At 73.3% G+C, this 19,043-nt stretch carries 16 protein-coding genes; 6 read left to right on the top strand and 10 right to left on the bottom strand.

The annotated features are described in order from the left end of the window. Positions 1-9 precede the first annotated feature (9 nt). A complete protein-coding gene (locus AC07GB_RS35030) occupies positions 10-1,206 on the bottom strand; it encodes an acyl-CoA dehydrogenase family protein (RefSeq protein ID WP_478852716.1) in 1,197 nt (398 codons plus the stop codon). Positions 1,207-1,323: 117 nt separating this feature from the next. Continuing rightward, positions 1,324-2,943, bottom strand: coding sequence for an MFS transporter (locus AC07GB_RS35025; protein WP_478852714.1), 1,620 nt, complete (start codon positions 2,941-2,943; stop codon positions 1,324-1,326). Between the two features lie 238 nt (positions 2,944-3,181). Here AC07GB_RS35025 and AC07GB_RS35020 point away from each other — a divergent pair, with 238 nt between their 5' ends. Continuing rightward, entirely contained in the window at positions 3,182-4,327 is a 1,146-nt protein-coding gene (locus AC07GB_RS35020) for a glycosyltransferase family 39 protein (protein ID WP_478852713.1), read from the top strand. A gap of 264 nt (positions 4,328-4,591) precedes the next feature. Continuing rightward, the gene (locus AC07GB_RS35015; RefSeq protein WP_478852712.1) at positions 4,592-5,626 is read left to right on the top strand and encodes a phosphatase PAP2 family protein; all 1,035 of its coding nucleotides are present in this window, start codon (positions 4,592-4,594) and stop codon (positions 5,624-5,626) included. A gap of 129 nt (positions 5,627-5,755) precedes the next feature. Here AC07GB_RS35015 and AC07GB_RS35010 read toward each other — a convergent pair whose 3' ends face one another. Further along, on the bottom strand, positions 5,756-5,971 hold the full coding sequence (locus tag AC07GB_RS35010) for an I78 family peptidase inhibitor (protein WP_478852710.1): 216 nt from the start codon (positions 5,969-5,971) through the stop codon (positions 5,756-5,758). A 526-nt stretch (positions 5,972-6,497) separates the two neighbouring features. Between AC07GB_RS35010 and ctaD the strand changes: the two genes are divergently transcribed. Continuing rightward, positions 6,498-8,189: an aa3-type cytochrome oxidase subunit I gene (gene ctaD / locus AC07GB_RS35005; protein ID WP_478852708.1), complete on the top strand. Its 1,692-nt coding sequence runs from the start codon at positions 6,498-6,500 to the stop codon at positions 8,187-8,189. Here ctaD and AC07GB_RS35000 read toward each other — a convergent pair. The 5 genes from AC07GB_RS35000 to AC07GB_RS34980 form a co-directional block, all read right to left on the bottom strand. After that, positions 8,074-9,129 carry a helix-turn-helix transcriptional regulator gene (locus AC07GB_RS35000; RefSeq protein WP_478852706.1) on the bottom strand — a complete coding sequence of 352 codons (1,056 nt, stop codon included), beginning with the start codon at positions 9,127-9,129 and terminating at the stop codon, positions 8,074-8,076. The genes ctaD and AC07GB_RS35000 overlap by 116 nt on opposite strands. Positions 9,130-9,182: 53 nt before the next feature. After that, positions 9,183-10,052 (bottom strand): hypothetical protein, encoded by an 870-nt coding sequence (locus tag AC07GB_RS34995; RefSeq protein ID WP_478852704.1) that lies wholly within the window; start codon positions 10,050-10,052, stop codon positions 9,183-9,185. Further along, positions 10,049-11,314, bottom strand: a complete 1,266-nt coding sequence (locus AC07GB_RS34990; RefSeq protein ID WP_478852702.1) for a glycosyltransferase family 4 protein — start codon at positions 11,312-11,314, stop codon at positions 10,049-10,051. Before AC07GB_RS34990 ends, AC07GB_RS34995 begins: the two co-directional genes overlap by 4 nt. A gap of 163 nt (positions 11,315-11,477) precedes the next feature. Further along, entirely contained in the window at positions 11,478-12,776 is a 1,299-nt protein-coding gene (locus AC07GB_RS34985; RefSeq protein ID WP_478852700.1) for an ABC transporter substrate-binding protein, read from the bottom strand. A gap of 3 nt (positions 12,777-12,779) precedes the next feature. After that, positions 12,780-13,340: an MTB12 C-terminal domain-containing protein gene (locus AC07GB_RS34980; RefSeq protein ID WP_478852698.1), complete on the bottom strand. Its 561-nt coding sequence runs from the start codon at positions 13,338-13,340 to the stop codon at positions 12,780-12,782. A gap of 159 nt (positions 13,341-13,499) precedes the next feature. Between AC07GB_RS34980 and AC07GB_RS34975 the strand changes: the two genes are divergently transcribed. From AC07GB_RS34975 to AC07GB_RS34965, 3 genes are read left to right on the top strand one after another with little or no spacing between them, the layout of a single operon-like run. Then, positions 13,500-14,015, top strand: a complete 516-nt coding sequence (locus tag AC07GB_RS34975) for a hypothetical protein (protein WP_478852696.1) — start codon at positions 13,500-13,502, stop codon at positions 14,013-14,015. A gap of 4 nt (positions 14,016-14,019) precedes the next feature. Then, entirely contained in the window at positions 14,020-16,650 is a 2,631-nt protein-coding gene (locus AC07GB_RS34970; protein WP_478852694.1) for an ABC transporter permease subunit, read from the top strand. Further along, positions 16,647-17,360 carry an ABC transporter ATP-binding protein gene (locus AC07GB_RS34965; RefSeq protein WP_478852692.1) on the top strand — a complete coding sequence of 238 codons (714 nt, stop codon included), beginning with the start codon at positions 16,647-16,649 and terminating at the stop codon, positions 17,358-17,360. The genes AC07GB_RS34970 and AC07GB_RS34965 overlap by 4 nt, the downstream gene beginning before the upstream one ends. Here the strand turns inward: AC07GB_RS34965 and AC07GB_RS34960 are convergent. Both AC07GB_RS34960 and AC07GB_RS34955 read right to left on the bottom strand, forming a co-directional pair. Continuing rightward, entirely contained in the window at positions 17,335-17,964 is a 630-nt protein-coding gene (locus AC07GB_RS34960) for a transglycosylase family protein (protein WP_478852690.1), read from the bottom strand. The genes AC07GB_RS34965 and AC07GB_RS34960 overlap by 26 nt on opposite strands. A gap of 131 nt (positions 17,965-18,095) precedes the next feature. Next, positions 18,096-18,761, bottom strand: coding sequence for a LysM peptidoglycan-binding domain-containing protein (locus AC07GB_RS34955; protein WP_478852688.1), 666 nt, complete (start codon positions 18,759-18,761; stop codon positions 18,096-18,098). Between the last annotated feature and the right edge of the window lie 282 nt (positions 18,762-19,043).

Here is a 19,043-nt window from a genome sequence, read left to right as displayed (position 1 = left end):
GGCAGGGCCTCACCGGAAGGCGTCGAGTCCGGTGAGTGCCTTGCCGAGCACCAGCTGGTGCATCTCGACGGTGCCCTCGTAGGTGAGCACCGATTCGAGGTTCGTGGCGTGCCGCATCACGGGATATTCGAGGGAGATCCCGTTGGCGCCGAGGATCGTGCGCGCGGTGCGGCAGATCTCGATCGCCTCCCGTACGTTGTTGAGCTTGCCGAAGCTGACCTGCTCGGGGCGCAGGGTCCCGGCGTCCATGCGCCGCCCGATGTGGTGCGCGAGCAGGATCCCCTTGTGCAGTTCGACCGCCATGTCGGCGAGCTTGGCCTGGGTGAGCTGGAAGCCGCCGATGGGCCTGCCGAACTGCTCCCGGGTCTTGGCGTACTCCAGGGCGGACTCGAAGCTGGCGCGGGCCGCGCCCATCGCGCCCCACACGATGCCGTAGCGCGCGTGCGTCAGGCAGCTCAGCGGTCCCCCCAGACCGGTGGCGCCGGGCAGCACCGCGTCGGCGGGCAGCCGCACCTCGTCCAGGACCAGCTCGCTGGTGACGCTGGCGCGCAGCGACCACTTGTGCTTGATCTCCGGAGCGGAGAACCCGGGGGCGTCGGTGGGCACCGCGAAGCCGCGGATCCCGTCGTCGGTCCGCGCCCAGACCACGGCCACGCCCGCGACCGAGCCGTTGGTGATCCACATCTTGCGGCCGGTGAGGACCCAGTCGGTGCCGTCCTTCTTCGCGTACGTCCGCATCGACGCCGGGTCGGAGCCGTGGTCGGGCTCGGTGAGCCCGAAGCAGCCGATGATCTCGCCCGCAGCCATGCCCGGCAGCCATCGCTGCTTCTGCTCGTCGGAGCCGAACTTCCAGATCGCGTACATGGCGAGCGAGCCCTGCACCGAGACGAGCGAGCGGATGCCGGAGTCGGCCGCCTCCAGCTCCAGACAGGCGAGCCCGTACTGCACGGCGCTCGCGCCCGCGCAGCCGTAGCCCGTGAGCGACATGCCGAGCGCCCCGATCGAGCCCAGCTCGCGGGCGAGTTCCCGCACCTGGGGCAGCTCGCCGCTCTCGTACCACTCGGCGATGTGCGGGAGCACGCGGTCGGCCGCCCAGGACCGGACGGTGTCGCGGACGGCCAGGTCCTCCGGCTCCAGGAGGTCGTCGACGCCGAGGGGGTCGGCGGGGTCGAAGGGCGGGCGGGTGCGGCTGCTTGCGGACGACATGCGGGGCCTCCGGCGGAGCGTTCTTAACTAGCGCTGGTAGTCACATACGGCCCGGCTGACGCTACGACGCGCGCTCCCCCGCGTCCAGAGCGACCGGCCCTCCCGCGGGCCGCCGGCTCAGCGCAGGGATTCCACGGGGACGCCCGCCCCGTCACGGGCCACCGGCATCTCCGGTTCGCCCTGCCCGGCAGGGCCGCCGCAGTCCATGCGGCGCGGCAGCCGCAGTGCCGCGAGGGCGCCGAGCAGCAGCAGCCCCGCGCTGACCAGGAGGGTCACGTGCAGACCGTGGACGAAGGAGTCGCGGGCCGCGGCCCGCAGGGCCTCGCCCTGTCCGCCGCCGAGCCGGTCGGCGACCTCGTAGGCCTCGCCGAGGGAGTGCCCGGCCGCCGTGCTGTCCGCCGCCGGGACGCCCCGCACGGAGGAGAGGCCGGGCGCGTACGCCGCGTTCATGACGCTGCCGAGGAGGGCGATGCCGATGCCCGCGCCCAGTTGGTAGGAGGTCTCGCCGATGGCCGCGGCGCCGCCGGCCTGGGTCTGCGGCGCCTCGCTGAGCATGGACTCGTACGCCCCGAAGAGCGTGGTCTCCAGGCCGAAGCCGAGCAGCACGAAGCCGGTGAGCAGCAGCGGCGCGTTGTCCTCGCCGCCCATGCCGGTCAGCGCGACCACGGCGAGCGCGGTGAGGCCGAAGCCGCAGGCGACCATGCGGCGCGGCCCGAAGCGCTGGAGCATCCGGGAGCCCGCGAGACCCGCGGCCATGGCGGCGATGGTGAGCGGCAGGAGCCGCAGGCCGGTCTCCAGCGGGGACAGGCCGAGCACCAGTTGCAGGTACTGGGCGGCGATCAGCTCCAGGCCGACGAGGGCGAGCATCGCGAGCACGATGCACCCGACCGACGTGCTGAACGCGGGCCGCGTGAACATCGCGAGGTCCACGAGCGGATGCGTGCGCCGCCGCTGTCTGCGGACGAAGGCGACGAGGAGTCCTGAGCCGACGGCGAGGGCCAGCAGCGTCGTCGAGCCGAGCGGCGACTCGCCGCCGCCGAGCCGCTTGACGCCGAGGACGAGGCAGAAGAGCCCGCCCGCCGCCATCAGCGCGCCGACGACGTCCCACGGTCCGTCGCGCTCACCGGTGGACTCGGGCAGCAGCCAGCGGCCGACGGGCAGGCTGACGAGCATCAGCGGGATGTTGATGAGAAAGACCGAGCCCCACCAGAAGTGTTCGAGCAGAAAGCCGCCGAGCAGCGGTCCGACGGCCGCGCCCACGGCGGCCACCGCGCTCCAGATGCCGATGGCGAGCGCCCGCTCGCGCCGGTCGGGGAAGACCTGGCGCAGGATCGAGAGCGTCGCGGGCATGATCATGGCGCCGCCGACGCCGAGCAGCGCCCGGGCGACGATGAGCACCTGCGCGGTGTCCGCGAGCGCCGCGACCGCCGAGGCCACGCCGAACAGGCCGTAGCCGAGCAGCAGCACGCGTCTGCGCCCGACCCGGTCGCCGAGCGTGCCGAACAGGATGAGCAGCGAGGCGCAGACCAGCGGATAGATGTCCACGATCCACAGCAGCTCGATGCCGCCGGGCTTCAGGTCCTCGGTGACGGCGGGCACGGCGACGTGCAGGACGGTGGCGTCGACGGCGACGAGCAGCAGGCTGACGCAGAGGACGACGAGCACGACCCAGCGGTTGGCGCCCGCGCCGGGGGGCCGACGGCCGGATGGAGCGGCGGCCGTGGTCGTCCCGGACATGTGCGTACCTCCCAGTGATACCTCGCGAAAGGCGGCCCAGCGGGATCCAGGTGGGACCCGACGGGATCGGGTCGTCCGGCTGTAGCGGCTGTGAACAGCGAGTGGCCGTCAGCGTACGCGAGTCCGCGCGCGCCGCGCGTGGCGGACCTCTCACGGTTGCCCCGGGGGGATGTGGCATGCGCCACAGGCCCTGGGGCGCGGCTCCGGGACACCCCAGGTGGACGGGGATAATCGCCCGGTGACCGATCTTGAAAAACCCCCCTCGGAGAGCGCCGTCCCAAGGCGCCGCGCGGCAGCGGTCGCGCTGCTCGTGTACGCGGGGGTACGCGCCCTGGGACTCGCGGTGCTCGCCGCGTGGTCGGCGGGCACCGGCAAGAGCCCGCACACGCTGCTGTCCGCCCGCTGGGACTCCCTCTGGTACGTGCGCGTGGCCGAGCACGGCTACGGCTGGGAGGTGACCCTGCCGGACGGCAGCGTGCACTCCAACCTCGCTTTCTTCCCGCTGCTCCCGTGGCTGGAACGCCTTGTGGCGGCGGTCGGCCCGGTGGACCACGCGGACGCGGGCCTGGTGGTGAGCGCGGTCGCCTCGCTGTGCGCGGCGGGCGGCATCTTCGCCGTCGCGGACCATGTGTACGGGCGCCGGGCGGGTGTGTGCGCCGTGGCGCTGTGGGCGGTGCTGCCGGTCGGCATCGTGCAGTCCATGGCGTACAGCGAGTCGCTGTTCACGGCGCTCGCCGCCTGGTCGCTGTACGCGGTGCTCACCGGGCGCTGGGTGACGGCGGGGCTCCTCGCCTCGCTCGCCGGGCTCACCCGGCCGGTGGGCGGGGCCGTGGTCCTGGCGCTGTGGGCGGCGGCCGTCGTCGAGGCGCGCCGCCGGGGACGGGCCGACGCGCGCCTCGTGCTCGGCGTGCTGCTCGCCCCGCTCGGGGCGGCCGCGTACGTGCTGTGGGTGGGGCACCGCACGGGCGGCGGCCTCCTCGGCTACCTCGACGTGCAGGAGGGGTGGGGCAACGGCTTCGACGGCGGGTACGCCTTCGCCCGGTTCATCGGCGAGAAGTTCACCTCCGCGCCGGGCGCGCTCGCCGGGCTCGGCCTGATCGTGGGCGTCGCGCTGCTGATCCGCCTGTACGTCGCCGGGGTGCGGCAGCGCCAGCCGCTGCCGCTGCTCGTCTACACCGGGGTCGTCCTGGTGCTCGCCCTGTGTGCCGCGGGCTATTTCGGCTCCAAACCGCGCCTCCTGATGCCCGCCTTCCCCCTTCTGCTGCCCGTCGCGGTGGCGCTCGCGCGGCTGCGGACTTCCAGATCGGCGCTGGTCATCGGTGGTGTGGCGGTGGCCGGTGCGGTGTACGGGGCGTTCTGGCTGAACGGGTCGGGGCCACCCTGATCACGCCAAGATCATTTATCCGGGGCCGCCCCGCGGGCCGCCCGGTGAGCGCACGGAGAATTCCACACCAGATCCTGGTGAACGAATTCATAAGCGCCCTGAAATCCGGCGGGCCGCGATCAACGAATTGAGCAAAAGGGCCCGGATTGAAAAGGCATTCCGGCGGGAATACGCCGAGGCCTGAGAGCAATGCCACATCACATCGTCATCACAACCCCACCGATTCGACCGGGAACGGCGCTCACTCGCTGTAACGTCGATTGGGTGCGTACCGAACGAAACCTGACCCGTCTGGACCGGCTCTTCGCCCGTCTTGACCGTGAGCCGGAACGGCCGGTTCACCTCGATGTGCCGAGGATGAGCCGGCACAGAGTCGTGCTCTTCAGCGCGACCCTCGCGTTCTACCTCGCCATCGTGGTCGCCGTCCTGGTCACCTCCTGGCTCGTGCGGTTCGACTGGCAGGTCATGTTCTTCCGGCCGTACCAGCAGTGGCCCGAGATCCACGGCTTCCTCGACTACTGGGTCGTGCTCGGCCAGCGCGGCCCCACCGCCGTGATGGTCGCCGCCTGGCTGGGCTGGCGCTCCTGGCGGCAGCACACGCTCCGCCCGCTCCTGATGTTCGGCACGGCACTGCTGCTCCTGAACGCCACGGTGGGCGCGGCCAAGATCGGCATGGGCCGCCTCGGCCCGCACTACGCCACCGTGATCGGCTCGAACGAGATGGGTCAGGGCGGCGATATATTCCCTTCGGGCCACACCGCCAACGCCGTCGTGACCTGGGGAATCCTCGCCTATCTGGCCTCGACCCCGGTGACCCGCCGCTATCTGTCGGCGCTGTCCGCCGTGGTCTCCCTGAGCGTCGGCCTCACCACCGTCTACCTGGGTACGCACTGGCTGAGCGACGTCTTCCTCGGCTGGGCCGCGGGCCTGCTCATCCTGCTCGCGCTGCCCTGGTTCGAGCCGCTCATCGCCCGGGTCGAGCCGTTCGCGCTCGGCCTCTGGCACCGGTTCCGGGCCCGGACCCCGGTCGCCGTCGTCCCCGCGCCCGCGCTCGTGCCGCAGCGGACGTCTGCCGGCGCCGTCTCCGGCTCGGGCTCCCCCTCGGGCTCCGGCTCCGGCGAGCAGCCGCCGGTGCGTGAGCCCGTCGCGGCGGGCCGCGGCCGCACCCCGGCCTACCTCGCACCCGGCCCGCACACGGCCCGCTGCGAGCGCGCCCCGGTCACCCCTGCGGGCCCCCGCCGCCCGCCGCACCCGGAGCGGGTGCGGGGCGCGTCGGCCCGGCCCGTCCCAGGCGCCTGACCCACCCCACAGACCGCGGGAACGGTACGCACAGCTGACTCCCGCGCCACGAAGGCCCCGGCTCCGCGAAGGAGCCGGGGCCTTCGTACGCGACGACGTACGGGACGGCCCGCGTGCGGGACGCCGGGCTCAGCCCTTCCAGCAGCGCTTCACCCGGCCGTCCTCGACCTCGAAGTTCAGCCGCCCCGCGAGGTACTCCATGGTGATGAACGTGCCCGGCGGCAGCGACCTGACGGTGGACCACCCGCGGGCGCGCGCCCGGCTCTCGGCTTCGGCGGCGTCGAGGCCGACGTAGGAGTCCGGGGCGTCCTGGGGCTCGGCGGGCGGGGTCGGGTTGGGTGCCATGTCCGCCACGTTAGGCGGCCGATTCCCGCGGGGGAAGGCCGGAGCGCCGCACCATGCGTCACGGGTCCCCCTCCGGTCACGCTTTTGTCACAGGATCACCACGCGCGTTTCGCCCTGAGCGCGTCACACGTACGAGCGGTTCCGCCCTCGCGACGGCGGAATTCCGGCCGAACTCCGAAGCTCTCGCAGCCCTCTTGAGACCCCGTCGGAAAACCCCCGCGGGCCCCGGCCGAGTAGCGTCCGAAACCTTCGGCGAATACCTCCGGAAACCCTCTACGGATCCTCCGCATTCCGGATTCCCGGGCGCCGCGCGGAAGGTGTAGGAGCGCGGGGAATTCATGGTTCCTCTCCCGCTCGCGACCGTCCGCCCCCCTTTCCCGCGTCCGCCGCCGCGCCCGCGCGCCGGAGCGCGCCCCGGCGTCGGAGTGCCGTACGCCCCCTGTCGCCCCCTGTTGAAGTTCGGGACACGCGAGCATCATGGCCTGTGCTTCGGGCAGCCCAGGACGCGACGGCGAAGGGGCAGGCGATGGGGACGGAGACGGTGCGGGCGGCGGCGGAGCGCCCTGCGCGACGGCGGGCACGGGGCGGGATCGTCGTCGACTGGCTGACCACCACCGACCACAAGAAGATCGGCCACCTCTATCTGATCACGTCGTTCGTCTTCTTCCTGATCGCCGGCGTGATGGCGCTCATGATGCGGGCCGAGCTGGCCCGTCCCGGGCTCCAGATGATGACCAACGAGGAGTTCAACCAGCTCTTCACGATGCACGGCACGATCATGCTGCTGCTGTTCGCGACGCCGACGTTCGCGGGCTTCGCCAACGAGATCATGCCGCTCCAGATCGGCTCGCCCGACGTGGCGTTCCCGCGCCTGAACATGCTCTCGTACTGGCTGTTCCTCTTCGGCGGTCTGATGGTGCTCGGCTCGCTGCTCGTGCCGAGCGGCCCCGCGGCCTTCGGCTGGTTCGCCTACGCGCCCCTGAACAGCCTGGAGCGGTCGCCCGGCATCGGCGCCGACCTGTGGATCATGGGGCTCGCGCTCTCCGGCTTCGGCACGATCCTCGGCTCGGTGAACTTCCTGACCACCATCATCGGGATGCGGGCCCCGGGGATGACGATGTTCCGGCTGCCCATCTTCACCTGGAACGTGCTGTTCACGTCCGTCCTGGTGCTGATCGCGTTCCCGGTCCTCGCGGCCGCCCTGCTCGTCCTGGAGGCGGACCGGCGCTTCCACTCCGTGGTCTTCGACGCCCAGTTCGGAGGTGCGCTGCTGTGGCAGCACCTCTTCTGGTTCTTCGGGCATCCGGAGGTCTACATCATCGCGCTGCCGTTCTTCGGCATCATCACGGAGATCATCCCGGTGTTCAGCCGGAAGCCGATCTTCGGCTATCTGCCGCTCGTCGGCGCGACGATGGCGATCACCGGTCTGTCGGTGGTCGTGTGGGCGCACCACATGTTCGCCACGGGCGCGGTGCTCCTGCCCTTCTTCTCGTTCGTGTCGTTCCTGATCGCGGTGCCCACCGGGGTGAAGTTCTTCAACTGGACCGGCACGATGCTCAAGGGCTCGCTGTCCTTCGAGACGCCCATGCTGTGGTCGGTGGGCTTCCTGGTGTCGTTCCTGTTCGGCGGCCTGACGGGGGTCCTGCTCGCCTCGCCGCCGCTGGACTTCCACGTCACCGACTCGTACTTCGTCGTGGCGCACTTCCACTACGTGGTGTTCGGCACGGTCGTCTTCGCGACCTTCGGCGGCTTCTACTTCTGGTGGCCGAAGCTCACCGGCAAGATGCTCGACGAACGCCTGGGCAAGATGCACTTCTGGACGCTCTTCGTGGGCTTCCACACCACCTTCCTCGTGCAGCACTGGCTGGGCGCGGAGGGCATGCCCCGGCGGTACGCGGACTACCTGGACGCGGACGGCTTCACGGTGCTCAACACCATCTCGTCCATCGGCGCCTTCCTGCTCGGCATCTCCACGCTGCCGTTCCTCTACAACCTCTGGAAGACGGCCAAGTACGGCGAGAAGGTGGAGGTCGACGACCCCTGGGGCTTCGGCCGCTCCCTGGAGTGGGCGACCTCCTGCCCGCCGCCCCGGCACAACTTCGTCACGCTGCCCCGGATCCGCTCGGAGTCCCCTGCGTTCGATCTGCACCATCCGGAGTACGCGGCGTTCCGGGCTCCGGACGACCAGACGCGGCACCCCGGTCCAGGGCCCGGCTGAGCACGTCCCTCAGGGAGCGGATCCGGTCGAGTACCTCCACGGGCTCGACCACCTCGAACTCGAAGCCCAGGAACATCACGTGGAAGACCAGGAACTCCAGGCTCGCCGCGCCCGTGCGCAGCAGACAGGTGCGCTCGGTCTCCGCCTCCAGGGTGCCGTCCAGCGGCTTCACCCGCTGTGAGGCCTCCTCGAGGGACACCAGGAGGCGGATCGTGGACTGTTCGGCGTAGACCCGCGTCGACACGCCTCGGGAGACGTACGCGGCGAGGTCGTCGGCGGGCGGGGTGCGGGGCGCGCAGCGCGGGCCGTGCGGCGGCCGGGGCACGACGCGGTCCACGCGGAAGGTGCGCCAGTCCTGGCGGTCGAGGTCCCAGGCGACGAGGTACCAGCGGCGCTCGGTGCACACCAGGCGGTGCGGCTCGACGGTGCGGCGGCTCGAACTGCCGCCGTGGTCCAGGTAGTCGAAGCGCAGGCGTTCGGAGTCCCGGCAGACGGCGGCCAGTTCGGTGAGCACGGAGGCGTCCACGGCCTGCTGCCGGGGGGTGTGCAGCATCGGCACCGTGAACGCGTTCAGGGCGCCGACCCGCTGCCGCAGCCTGCCCGGCAGGACCTGTTCGAGCTTGCCGAGGGCCCGCACCGAACTCTCGCCGATGCCCTCGATGCCCTGCCCCGCGGCGGTGCGCAGGCCCACGGCGACGGCGACCGCCTCGTCGTCGTCGAGCAGCAGCGGGGGCAGCTGGGCCCCCGCGCCCAGCTGGTAGCCGCCGCCGGTGCCGGGGCTCGCGTTCACGGGGTAGCCGAGTTCGCGCAGCCGGTCCACGTCCCTGCGGATCGTGCGCGGGGTCACGCCGAGGCGCTCGGCGAGGTCCGCGCCCGACCATTCCCGGTGGGCCTGGAGCAGCGAGAGCAGGCGGAGCAGTCGTGCGGAAGTCTCCAACATGCGGCCGATTCTGCCGCCTCTCGCGGACAACTACGGTCCGCGATGGCGCGTCCTCAGGCCCCGGCTGCCCGTACGCGTACGGCCAGGTCGTTGTCGTTGGTGTAGTACGGGCCGGCCTCGACGGGCCCCTCGGGACCTTCGAGGGCCGTCAGCGGGTAGGTGAAGATCGGCTTCTTGTCCGCGACGTCGTCGAGCAGCCGGGCCAGGCGCACGCGCGGCCCCTCGTCGCCCCGCGGCAGCAGCCACAGGTCCCACGGCCCGTGCCCGTCGGCGAGGTCGGCGTAGCGCAGCGTGACGTCGAACTCCGGCCCCTCCGCCGTGACGCCGGCGCGCACGACCCGCTCGGGGTCCTTGCGGAACACCGCCTCGACGCGGGCGTGCGGGGCGAGGTCCGTGCCGTACACGCGGCCGTGCGCCGTGAGCGCGGCGTCGGCGATGCGCAGCTCGCCGGCCTCCGCGTGCGGCGCCCGCACCCAGGCGCGCACCGAGAGGTTGCCCTGCTTGGTGGCGTACGGGATGCGCACGGATACGTGGCCGCGGCTGCCGCTCGGCGCGCGGTCGACGAGCGAGCGCAGGTCGTTCACGCCGGGCATGAGCCGGCGCGGCTCCCCGCCGTCCACGAGGGCGTACGCGTTCCAGCGGCCCTCGGCGAGTTCGACGCTGCTGGGCAGCGCGGCGCGCAGCCGCCCGTCGCCCGCGGGGGTGAGCGGAAGCCGCACCTCGGCGACGGGGTCGGAGTCCCTGAGGCGCAGCAGCAGATGCGCGGCGCCCGTCTCTCCGGGGTCGGTGACGTCGAAGGTGAGACCGCCCGCGGAGTCGGCGATGCAGTCCGCCCGGGGCGGGGGTGCCTGTTCGGGCCCCTGCCCGGCCTCTCTCGCGTCGCCACTGGATCCGATGGTGTCCCGGGTGGACACGGCCGTCATGCCAAGCGCCCCTTCGTCGGTGCGGTTCTTCCGGCGTCCCGAACGGCGTACGCGCCGCCGAGCAGCGCTCCCCTGGCGCGGTGCATCGTGCCGCGCACCCGGCCGCCCAGCGAGCCGCCGCGCTGGAGCATGCCGTGGAACATCACCTCGTAGCGCTCGGCGATGCGGGCCGGGTCGAAGCGTTCGGAGTCCTCGAGCGCGGCGTCCGCCATGCGGTGGCGCAGCGCGTCGTCGTTGATGAGTTCGAGCAGGCCGCCCGCCATGGCGTCGGCGTTGCCGACCTCGACGAGCCGGCCGTCGACGCCGTTCTCGATGATCTCGCCGGGGCCGTGCGGGCAGTCGGTGGAGACGACCGGGAGGCCGCAGCGCATGGCCTCGACGATGGTCATGCCGAAGGACTCCAGGCTGGAGCTGACGGCCGCGATGGAGCCCTTGGCCCACTCGGGCTCGATGGGGTGGGCGGGGCCCATGAGGAAGACGTGGTTGTACAGGCCGAGGTCGTCGATCAGGTGGCGCAGCTTCTCCTTCTGCCGGCCGCCGCCGTAGATCCTGAGGCGCCAGTCGGGGCGCTCCCTGCGCACCTTGTCGAAGGCGCGTATCAGCAGGTCGTACCGCTTGACGGGGGCGAGCCTGCCGGCGGCGACGACCCACTTGTGGGAGCCGTCGGCGGGCTCGATGCCGGGCGCGGGCACCGGGTTCGGCACGGCCTGGACGTGGACGCCGGGCAGCCGCATCCGCTTGCGGTAGGCGCGTGCGTCGGCCTCGGTCGTGGTGGTGAGCACGTCGAGGCGGGGGTAGACGCTGCGCAGCTGGAGCCGCAGCTCGGCGGAGTGGCTGTCGAGCGTGAGGTGCTCCTGGCCGACGCGCAGCACGCCGCGCCGGGTCTGCCGGGCGACGTGCACGTTCAGGCCCGGCCGGGTGCCGATGACGACGTCGGACCGCAGGGCCTTGAGGTGGGCCGCGATGCGCTCGTCGGTGAGGGCGCTGTACTGCGCGTAGCGGCCCTCGGCGCTGGGGAAGACCTTGGCCGGGGTGGAGTGGGCCGCGCTGTCCCCCTCGTATCCGGGGCTGCCCTTCCTGATGTCGACGAGGTGGCTGAGCCTGATCCGCGGGTCCGGCGCGAAGACCGGCTCGTCACGGTGGCGCAGCACCGAGACGATCTCCACGTCGTGCTGCTCCGCGAGCGTGTTCGCCAGGTTGTACGTGGTCCGGATCGTCCCTCCGATCCCGTACGCGTTGTGAATCAGGAAAGAGATATGCATGCGTACCCGTATTCCGCGTTTACCCATGGACAGTACGTCTCGTCCGCCTACCGAAGGGTTAGACGGGAATCTCAGGCCAAGGGTTGGGTCGATATCCCGCCTTGTTCCCCAACGGATGCGCGATAGCAATCCGGAACGGGGAACTCCGTGAGTGGTACACCAGTCATGGCTGGTAGGAGAGCTGCGGTACGTCGAAGCAGTCGGTGTTCATGTCGCCCTGTGTGACCCAGCCCTCATCGTCCTTCCAGCGGGCCACGGACAGGCACGTCCGGCGCGTCCGCGGCGGCTCGGCCCGCCGCTCGTACGTCACCGGAAGGAGCAGGCCGCCGGCGTCGTACGGCTCGCCCCGGCTCATGAAGCGGTCCACGCAGGCACGGGTCACGTCCTCGCCGGAGGCCGCGCAGGAGCGGGCCGCGTCCGTGAACCACATGGCCGCCGCCCAGCCCTCCAGCTGCCACTGGGAGAGGGCCCCGGGCCCCTTGCCCGCCCTCTTCATGCCCTCGCGGAACTCCCGTACGGCCGGGTGCCCGGTGTCCTCGTAATTGCGGCTGGAACCGGTGGCCCACAGGGCGTTGCGGCAGCGCGGCGCGTCCTTGTAGTCCTCGGCGACGGAGGCTGACCAGTTCTGTACGTTCGTGACCTTCGCGGTGACCTTCGCGCCCACGTCGTCCATCGCCTCGCACAGGCGCGCGTTGCCGTGCGTGTCCATCGCGTCGAAGACCAGATCGGCGCCCTGGTCCTTGAGGTCGGCCGCGGCGGCACGGAAGTTCGGCAGCGCGAAGTCGACCTGCTCGGTGACGACCTTGTAGCCCTCCCGCTCCAGGCCGCGCTTCACCAGGCGCGCGTACGCCGCCGACGCGGCCTGGTTGTAGGAGACCACCGCGGCCGTGCGGGCGCCCTGCTCGCGCTTGAAGTAGCGGTACACCTCGGTGCCGCCGTACAGCTCGCCGCCCCAGCCCACCTCGCCCTCGCGCGGCGCGAGGCTGCCGTAGACGCCGTACAGGTGCGCGTAGGTGTCGTACGCGGAACCGATCGGCTGGCCGCCGATGTCGGGCACGCCCGCCTTGGACACGCGGGGCGCGCCCGCGTAGTCCAGGACGGTGGTGGCCACCAGGGCGACGACCTTCTGCTCGTCGAGCAGCTTGTGCACGCACTCGTTGTTGCCGACCCCGCTGCCGCCGTCGTCGCAGGTGTGCACCTCGACCTCGCGCCCCGCGACCCCGCCGCGGTCGTTGAGCCGCTCGAAGTAGGCCTTGGCGCCGTCCCGTGGCCCGGTGAAGGCGGAGCCGCCCACCGGGCTGGTGGCGCTGGTGACGACGCCGACCCGCAGGGGCTGGGTGGTGGCGGCGCCCGACGTCGGGCGCCGCTCGAAGTCGCTCTTTGGCAGCCGGCTGCCGCAGGCGGCGCTCCCCAGGAGCACCGCCGCGGCGAGCACGGCCACGAGGGCCCGTCGGCGGCCCAAGTCTCAGCAGCCCGGTCCGGGCGACTTGTTGCCGCTCAGCTTCACGAGCGCGCACAGCGTCTTGACGGACACCTTCCAGGTGTCGTCCTGGTTGACGGCGGTGCCGCTCGCGCTCGGCAGCGCGGTCGCGCCCTTCAGGGTCAGCGCGTACGTCACGTCGGCGTCCTTCGCCGACGTGAACTCCACCTTCGCGACGCGCGCCCGCACCTGCTTGCCGCGCTCGTCCCCGCTGAAGCTCCGCAGGACCTGACGCATCTCGGCGCCGTTCTCCAGGACGGCCTCCTTGTCCCTGAGGGACACCGCCGGGTCGAAGAACTTCTCCCAGTTCGCGCGGACCTCCTTCTCGGCTGCCTTCGCGTCGGCGGGCCCGGCGGCGTCACCGGCCTTGCTCGTCTTCTCCACGGAGGGCTGCGGCGGGGGGCTGCCGCCCTCGTCACCGCTGTCGTCCCCGCAGGCCGCGGCAGCCGGGACGAACAGCAAGGCAGCGGCGGCCGCGAGGACCGGGCTCCGCACCCGCCCCCGCCGAAGGCCGCTCCCCCGCCTGGGGCTTGTCCAGAGAACCATCTGGCTCACCACCGGATGTCGGTCCGGGCGAAGAGCGCCCGGTGCTTTCAGGGTCAGCTTCCAGAAGGCATAGTGCAAGCCATCGGCTTCCATGAACAGACCCACCAGGCACCTGTTGAGCACCTGTCAGACCCTTCGCTGTCTCCCAGGGGGGCCTCGATGACATCTCCCGCCGCCTCGCGCGCGGCCCGCCTGCGAGCGGTGCACCCCATGCTGTGGGCGGCCTTCGCCGCGCTCGCGACCGGCGCGGTCCTGTGCGTCATCGGCTGGTACGGGATCTCCGGCGAGCGCTTCGCCGAGCGACAGCTGCCCTACCTCGCGTCCTGCACGGTGCCGGGCGCCGCGCTGATCGTCGCGGGGGCGGTGCTCCTCGCGCACGGCAGGGGCGCGCTCGCGGCGGCCCGCGTCGAGGAGCTGTACGGCCTGCTCGTGTCCGTCGAGAGCCAGGACCCGGCGGTCGCGGGGGCCGAACGGGCGACGGCGCCGCTGGCCACGAGCGACGAGCTGCGCGCCGTGCCCGACGGCACGCTGTGGCACCGCGCGGACTGCCCGCTGGTCGCGGGCAAGCCGGAGGCGGCCGCCGTGGACGCGGCGGACCCGGCAGCCGGCGGGTTGACCCCCTGCCCGATCTGCGCACCGCCGGGCCCCCGGCCCCAAGAGTCCCCCAGGGACTGACCCGGTGGCCTCCCTGAGCTACGACCTCACCCTGGCCGGGCTCTCCATCGGCAGCGCGGCAGCCCTCACCGGCATCGGCCTCGTCGTGACCCACCGCGCGACCGGCGTGCTGAACTTCGCGCACGGCGCGATCGCGATGGTCTGCGCCTATCTGCTGCGCCAGCTCACCGTCGAGTGGGGCGTGCCCCTCCCGCTCGCCGCCGCGGTGACGCTCCTGGTGGTGGCCCCCGCCATCGGCCTGGTCCTCGAACGCGCCGTCTTCCGTCCGCTCGCCGTCCTCGGCGGCGAACCGGCGCAGACCCTGGTGGCCTCGATCGGCGTCTTCATCCTGCTGATCGGCGGGGCGGCGCTGGTCTGGGGCCAGGGCGCGCGGGCGGACGCGCCGACCCTCGTCTCCGCCGACCCCTGGGGCCAGCTCGCGGTGGCCGTGGCGCTGGCGCTCGCCGTGTGGGCCCTCACCCGCTTCACCCGCTTCGGCGCGGAGCTGCGCGCGGTGGTCGACGACCGCCGCCTCGCGGTGCTCGCCGGGATCGACGCGGACCGGGTCGCCGCGGCGGGCTGGGCCTTCGGCGCCTTCACGGCGGGCCTGACCGGCGTGCTCCTCGCCCCCTACGTCCGCCTCGACCCGTACGGGATGCCCCTGCTCGTCATGGAGGTGATGGCCGTCGCCGTGGCGGCCCGGATGCGGAACCTTCCGGTGGCGGTCGTGGTGGCGCTCGGCATCGGCGTCGCGCAGAGCCAGCTGACGCGCCTGCACCCGTCCGGCTGGGGCGAACCCCTGCTCCAGGCGGTCGGCGCGAACCTCTTCGTGGTGGCCCTGCTGATCGCCGCGCTCGTCCTGCCCGGCCTCGGCACCGGGGACGCGCTGCCGCGCACGGCCACCGCCCGCGTCCCCACCCCGCCCGGCGCCTGGATAGTGGCCGTGGTCCTCTTCCTGCTCCCGCTCGGCTTCGCGGGCTCGGACCTCACCACGTCCGTGCAGGTCCCCGCCCTCGGCGTCATCCTGCTCTCCCTCGTCGTCGTCACCGGCAGGGGCGGCCAGATCTCCCTGGGCCAGGCGGCGTACGCGGGCCTGGGCGCGCTGTTCACCGCGCTGCTCACCAGCGGCCGCTTCCCCGGGTTTCCCGAGCTGCCCGCGCTGCCCGCCCTCGCGGTCGCCGTGCTGCTCGTCGCGCCGCTCGGCCTGCTCACGGGCTGGCCCGCCATCAGCCGGCACGGCCTGGCCCTCGCCCTCGCGACCCTCGCGGTCGGCGTCGGCGTCAGCCGCTTCGTGTTCGCGCAGCCGTACGCGACGTCGGGCCTCACCCTGGGGCGGCCCGCGGGCCTCAGCGGTGACCGCGCGTACTACCTGTTCGAACTGGCGCTGCTCGGCGGCGCGCTCGTCCTCGTCGCGGCGCTGCGGCGGGGCCGCACGGGCCGGGCGCTCGCGGCGATGCGGGACCACGAGGCGGGGGCGGCGGCGGCCGGGGTCGCGGTGCGCACGCTGAAGCTCGCGGCGTTCGTGACCGGCGCGGCGCTCGCCGCCCTGGGGGGCGGAATGCTCGGGATGGGCCTTCGGGCGTTCGACCCCGGGGCCTTCGACCCGGTGCGGGGTCTGCTGTGGTTCGCGGCGGTGGTGGTCCTCGGCGCGGACAGCCTGCTCGGCGCGCTGCTCGCGGCGGCGCTCCTTGTGGGGCTCGACGCGGGGGCCCGGGGCGGGGTGGCGGCGGCGGTCGTCGGGGTGCTCGCGATACTGATCGGCCGCTTTCCCGGGGGGCCGTACGAGGCACTGCGTGCGGTTACGCGGCGGCTTCGGCGGCGGCCCCGGCTCACACCGCTGGGCGCTCGGGTGCGGGCCACCCTCGTCCCCGGCGCCCCGGGGCCTGCCCTCGCCGCGGCCCCGGTGATAAGTGCTGGGCACAGCGAGGACGTCGTGCCGACACTCCCTCGCCGCGCCACAGCCGAACCAGCGGTCCGCGAAGCTCTCGTCGCCGACGGGCTCTTCCTCTCGTACGGCGGCTTCGCCGTGCTGCGTGGGGTGTCCCTCAGCGTCGTCCCCGGCCAGGTGACCGCTGTCGTAGGGCCCAACGGGGCGGGCAAGAGCAGCCTCTTCCACTGTCTTGCCGGGACGGTGCGGCCCGACCGCGGGCGGGTGACCCTCGGGGGGCGGGACCTCACCCGGCTCCCCGCGCACGCCCGCACCCGCGCGGGCGTGGCGCGCACCTTCCAGCAGCTGGCCGTCTTCCCGACGCTGACGGTGGCCGAGAACGTACGGGTGGGCGCCGAGCAGGGGCGGGTCCGGGACCCGGCGGCGCTCGACCGGGCGCTGCGCCTGTTCGGCCTGACGGACGTGCGCGACCACCCGGCCGCCGGCCTGCCGACGGGCACCCTGCGCCGCGTCGAGCTGGCCCGCGCGCTCGCGGGCGACCCGTACGTGCTGCTCCTGGACGAGCCCGCCGCGGGCCTCGACACCGGCGAGGTGGCCGCGCTCGCCCGCGTCCTGCGCGCCCTCGCGGCCGACGGCACCGCGCTGCTCGTGGTCGAGCACGACCTGGACCTGGTCGCGGGCCTCGCCGACACCGTGCACGTGCTGACCGCGGGCCGGATCGTCGCGTCGGGCCCGGCGGACGAGGTGCTCCACGGCGGGGCGCGATGAGCCCGGCCGCGCGCCCCGGCACCCTCGAACTGCGGGACGCACGCGTGCGCTACGGCCCCCTGGAGGCCCTGCACGGCGTGAGCCTCGCCGCGCCCGCGCCCGGTCTGACCGTCCTGCTCGGCCGCAACGGCTCGGGCCGCACCACCGTGCTGCGGGCGCTCGCCGGGGCCGTGCCGCTGTCCGGGGGCGCCGTCGTCTGGGACGGCACGGACGTCACCCGGCTCCCGGCGCACGCGCGCGCCCGCCGGGGCCTGTGCTTCGTACCGGACCGGCAGGCCGTCTTCGGCGGCCTCACCGTCCGCGAGAACCTGGACCTGGCCCACGCCGGAGGTGACATCGCGCCCGCCCTTACGGCCTACCCGGAGCTGCGCCCGCTCCTGGACCGCCGCGCGGGCACCCTGTCGGGCGGCGAGCAGCGCATGCTGGCCCTGTCCCGCGCGCTGCTCTCCCGCGCGCGCGTGATCCTCGCCGACGAGCCGACCCAGGGCATGTCCCCGGCCGTCGCGTCCCGTACGTACGAGCTGCTGGGGGACCTGGAGGCGTGCGTGGTCGTCGCCGAGCAACGGCCGCCGCCCGGTCTGCGCGGGCGCGCGGGCCGGGCGGCGGTGGCGTACGAGCTGCGCCGCGGCGAGGTGGTGTTCGGCGGCGAGCCGGCGGAGCTGGAGCGACGACCGGGCGCCGGTGTCAGCCCCGCGCCCCCTCCGGGATGACGAGGACCGTGCCGATCGCGAGGCGGTCGGGCCGCGGCCCGACGATGTGCCGGTTGGCCTGGTAGAGGGCCTGCCAGCCGCCCTCGACCTGGTACCGCCGGGCGAGGGAGCTGAGGGTCTCGCCGCGCCTGACCACGTGCGTGCGGTCCGCGGGCAGCAGCGCCAGATGGTCGAGGTCGGCCTCCTTGACCTTCTTGGAGCAGACGGGCCAGGCCTGCCAGCCCTGGTTGAGGAGCACCTTTCGGGCGACCGCGATCTGCTCCTCCCGGGTGGCGAGGTCCGCGCGCGGCGCGTAGGCGAGCCCGCCGTGCTCCTCCCACGTGGACTGCTTGAACTGCAAGCCCCCGTAGTAGTTGTTGCCGGTGTTGATGTGCCATCGGCCGCTGCTCTCGCAGTCGGCGAGGCAGTCCCACGGCCCGTCGGTGCGGGAGCAGTCGTACAGGTACGTGGTGGCGGCCGGGCCCGGCAGGGGCGGCGGGGGCGGCGAGGGCGCGGCCGCCGCTGCGGCCGCGGCGGAGACGGGGGCCGCGAGCGCCAGGGCCGCGGCGGCGAGCGACGTCACGAACCGTGGACGTCTGTTCGACATCGGGTGCGTCGAGTGCATCGGGCCACGTTACGCAGGCCCCGCGCGGGGGCCCGCCATGCCGCGCCGCCGCGCGCGCGGCCCCACCCGGTCGGCGGACGGGGCGGGGCCGCACGTGGGTTCCGGCTCGGCCGGAGGGGACGGTCGGGCTATCAGATCGCCAGGCGCTGCCCGGGCACGATCACGTTCGGATCGCCGCCGATGACGCCCTGGTTGGCCGCGTAAAGGCGCTGCCAGCCGACGCCGTGCGCGGCGGCGATCCGGCTGAGCGTGTCGCCCTGGCGCACGACGTAGCCGCCCGAGCCGCGCGTGGTGCCCCGGTCGGCGTGACCGGGCGCGCCGTAGGCGGGCTGCTGCCCCGCGGCCTTCGGAGCGGGCTGTGGCACCGCCTTGGGCGCCGCGGGCTTGGGAGCGGGCTTGGGCGCGGCCTGAGGCGCCGCCTGTGGCGCCGCCGCTCCGGGAGCGGGCCCGGAGGCACCCGCCCGTGCCGAGCACGACGGCCAGGCGCCCCACCCCTGAGCGCGCTGGACCTTCGCCGCGACGGCGATCTGCTGGGCCTTGGAGGCCTTGTCGGCGGTCGGCGCGTAAGCCGTGCCGCCATAGGCGCGCCAGGTACCGGCGGAGAACTGGAGTCCGCCGTAGTAGCCGTTGCCGGTGTTGATCTGCCAGTTGCCGCCGCTCTCGCAGCGGGCGATCCGGTCCCACACTCCGCCGTCCGCCGCGGCCTGCCCGGTCGCGGCGAGCAGTCCCAGCGGAGCCAGGAGCGCGGCTCCGCCGAGCACTGCCGTCTTGCGAATGTTCCTGGGCCGATCGGCCATGAATTTCCCTCTCGAAGGACCCGGGCTCCCCAGGCTCCGCGGGCCCCGTACGCGTCCGGCGCCGGGGTCCCGCCGAGCCCTGTCCGCCGGGGCGGTACTGCTGCGTGGTGCTCTGCCGCGCCTTGGTGATCAAGCCGGCCGGCGCGGTCGGCGGACGTGCCCGAGCGGTGCTCGCTGCACACGGCGGTGGAATCTAGGAGCCCTCTCACCCCGCCATCAACCGACTCCCCGTCATTCCAGGCCAGTTGCCTGTTACCTGGAGTATCAACGACTTTCGGACAC

It is taken from the genome of Streptomyces sp. NPDC045778 (assembly GCF_056431945.1).
The sequence above is the reverse complement of the archived record's forward strand: the minus strand, read 5'-3'. Positions and strand labels throughout refer to the sequence as shown.

Coding starts and splice junctions, on each gene's coding strand:
- ctaD (WP_478852708.1), top strand. CDS start 6,498: ATGGGGACGGAGACGGTGCGGGCGGCGGCGGAGCGCCCTGCGCGACGG.
- AC07GB_RS34995 (WP_478852704.1), bottom strand. CDS start 10,052: ATGACGGCCGTGTCCACCCGGGACACCATCGGATCCAGTGGCGACGCG.
- AC07GB_RS34975 (WP_478852696.1), top strand. CDS start 13,500: ATGACATCTCCCGCCGCCTCGCGCGCGGCCCGCCTGCGAGCGGTGCAC.
- AC07GB_RS35025 (WP_478852714.1), bottom strand. CDS start 2,943: ATGTCCGGGACGACCACGGCCGCCGCTCCATCCGGCCGTCGGCCCCCC.
- AC07GB_RS34980 (WP_478852698.1), bottom strand. CDS start 13,340: ATGGTTCTCTGGACAAGCCCCAGGCGGGGGAGCGGCCTTCGGCGGGGG.
- AC07GB_RS35030 (WP_478852716.1), bottom strand. CDS start 1,206: ATGTCGTCCGCAAGCAGCCGCACCCGCCCGCCCTTCGACCCCGCCGAC.
- AC07GB_RS35010 (WP_478852710.1), bottom strand. CDS start 5,971: ATGGCACCCAACCCGACCCCGCCCGCCGAGCCCCAGGACGCCCCGGAC.
- AC07GB_RS34965 (WP_478852692.1), top strand. CDS start 16,647: ATGAGCCCGGCCGCGCGCCCCGGCACCCTCGAACTGCGGGACGCACGC.
- AC07GB_RS34955 (WP_478852688.1), bottom strand. CDS start 18,761: ATGGCCGATCGGCCCAGGAACATTCGCAAGACGGCAGTGCTCGGCGGA.
- AC07GB_RS35000 (WP_478852706.1), bottom strand. CDS start 9,129: ATGTTGGAGACTTCCGCACGACTGCTCCGCCTGCTCTCGCTGCTCCAG.
- AC07GB_RS34990 (WP_478852702.1), bottom strand. CDS start 11,314: ATGCATATCTCTTTCCTGATTCACAACGCGTACGGGATCGGAGGGACG.
- AC07GB_RS34960 (WP_478852690.1), bottom strand. CDS start 17,964: ATGCACTCGACGCACCCGATGTCGAACAGACGTCCACGGTTCGTGACG.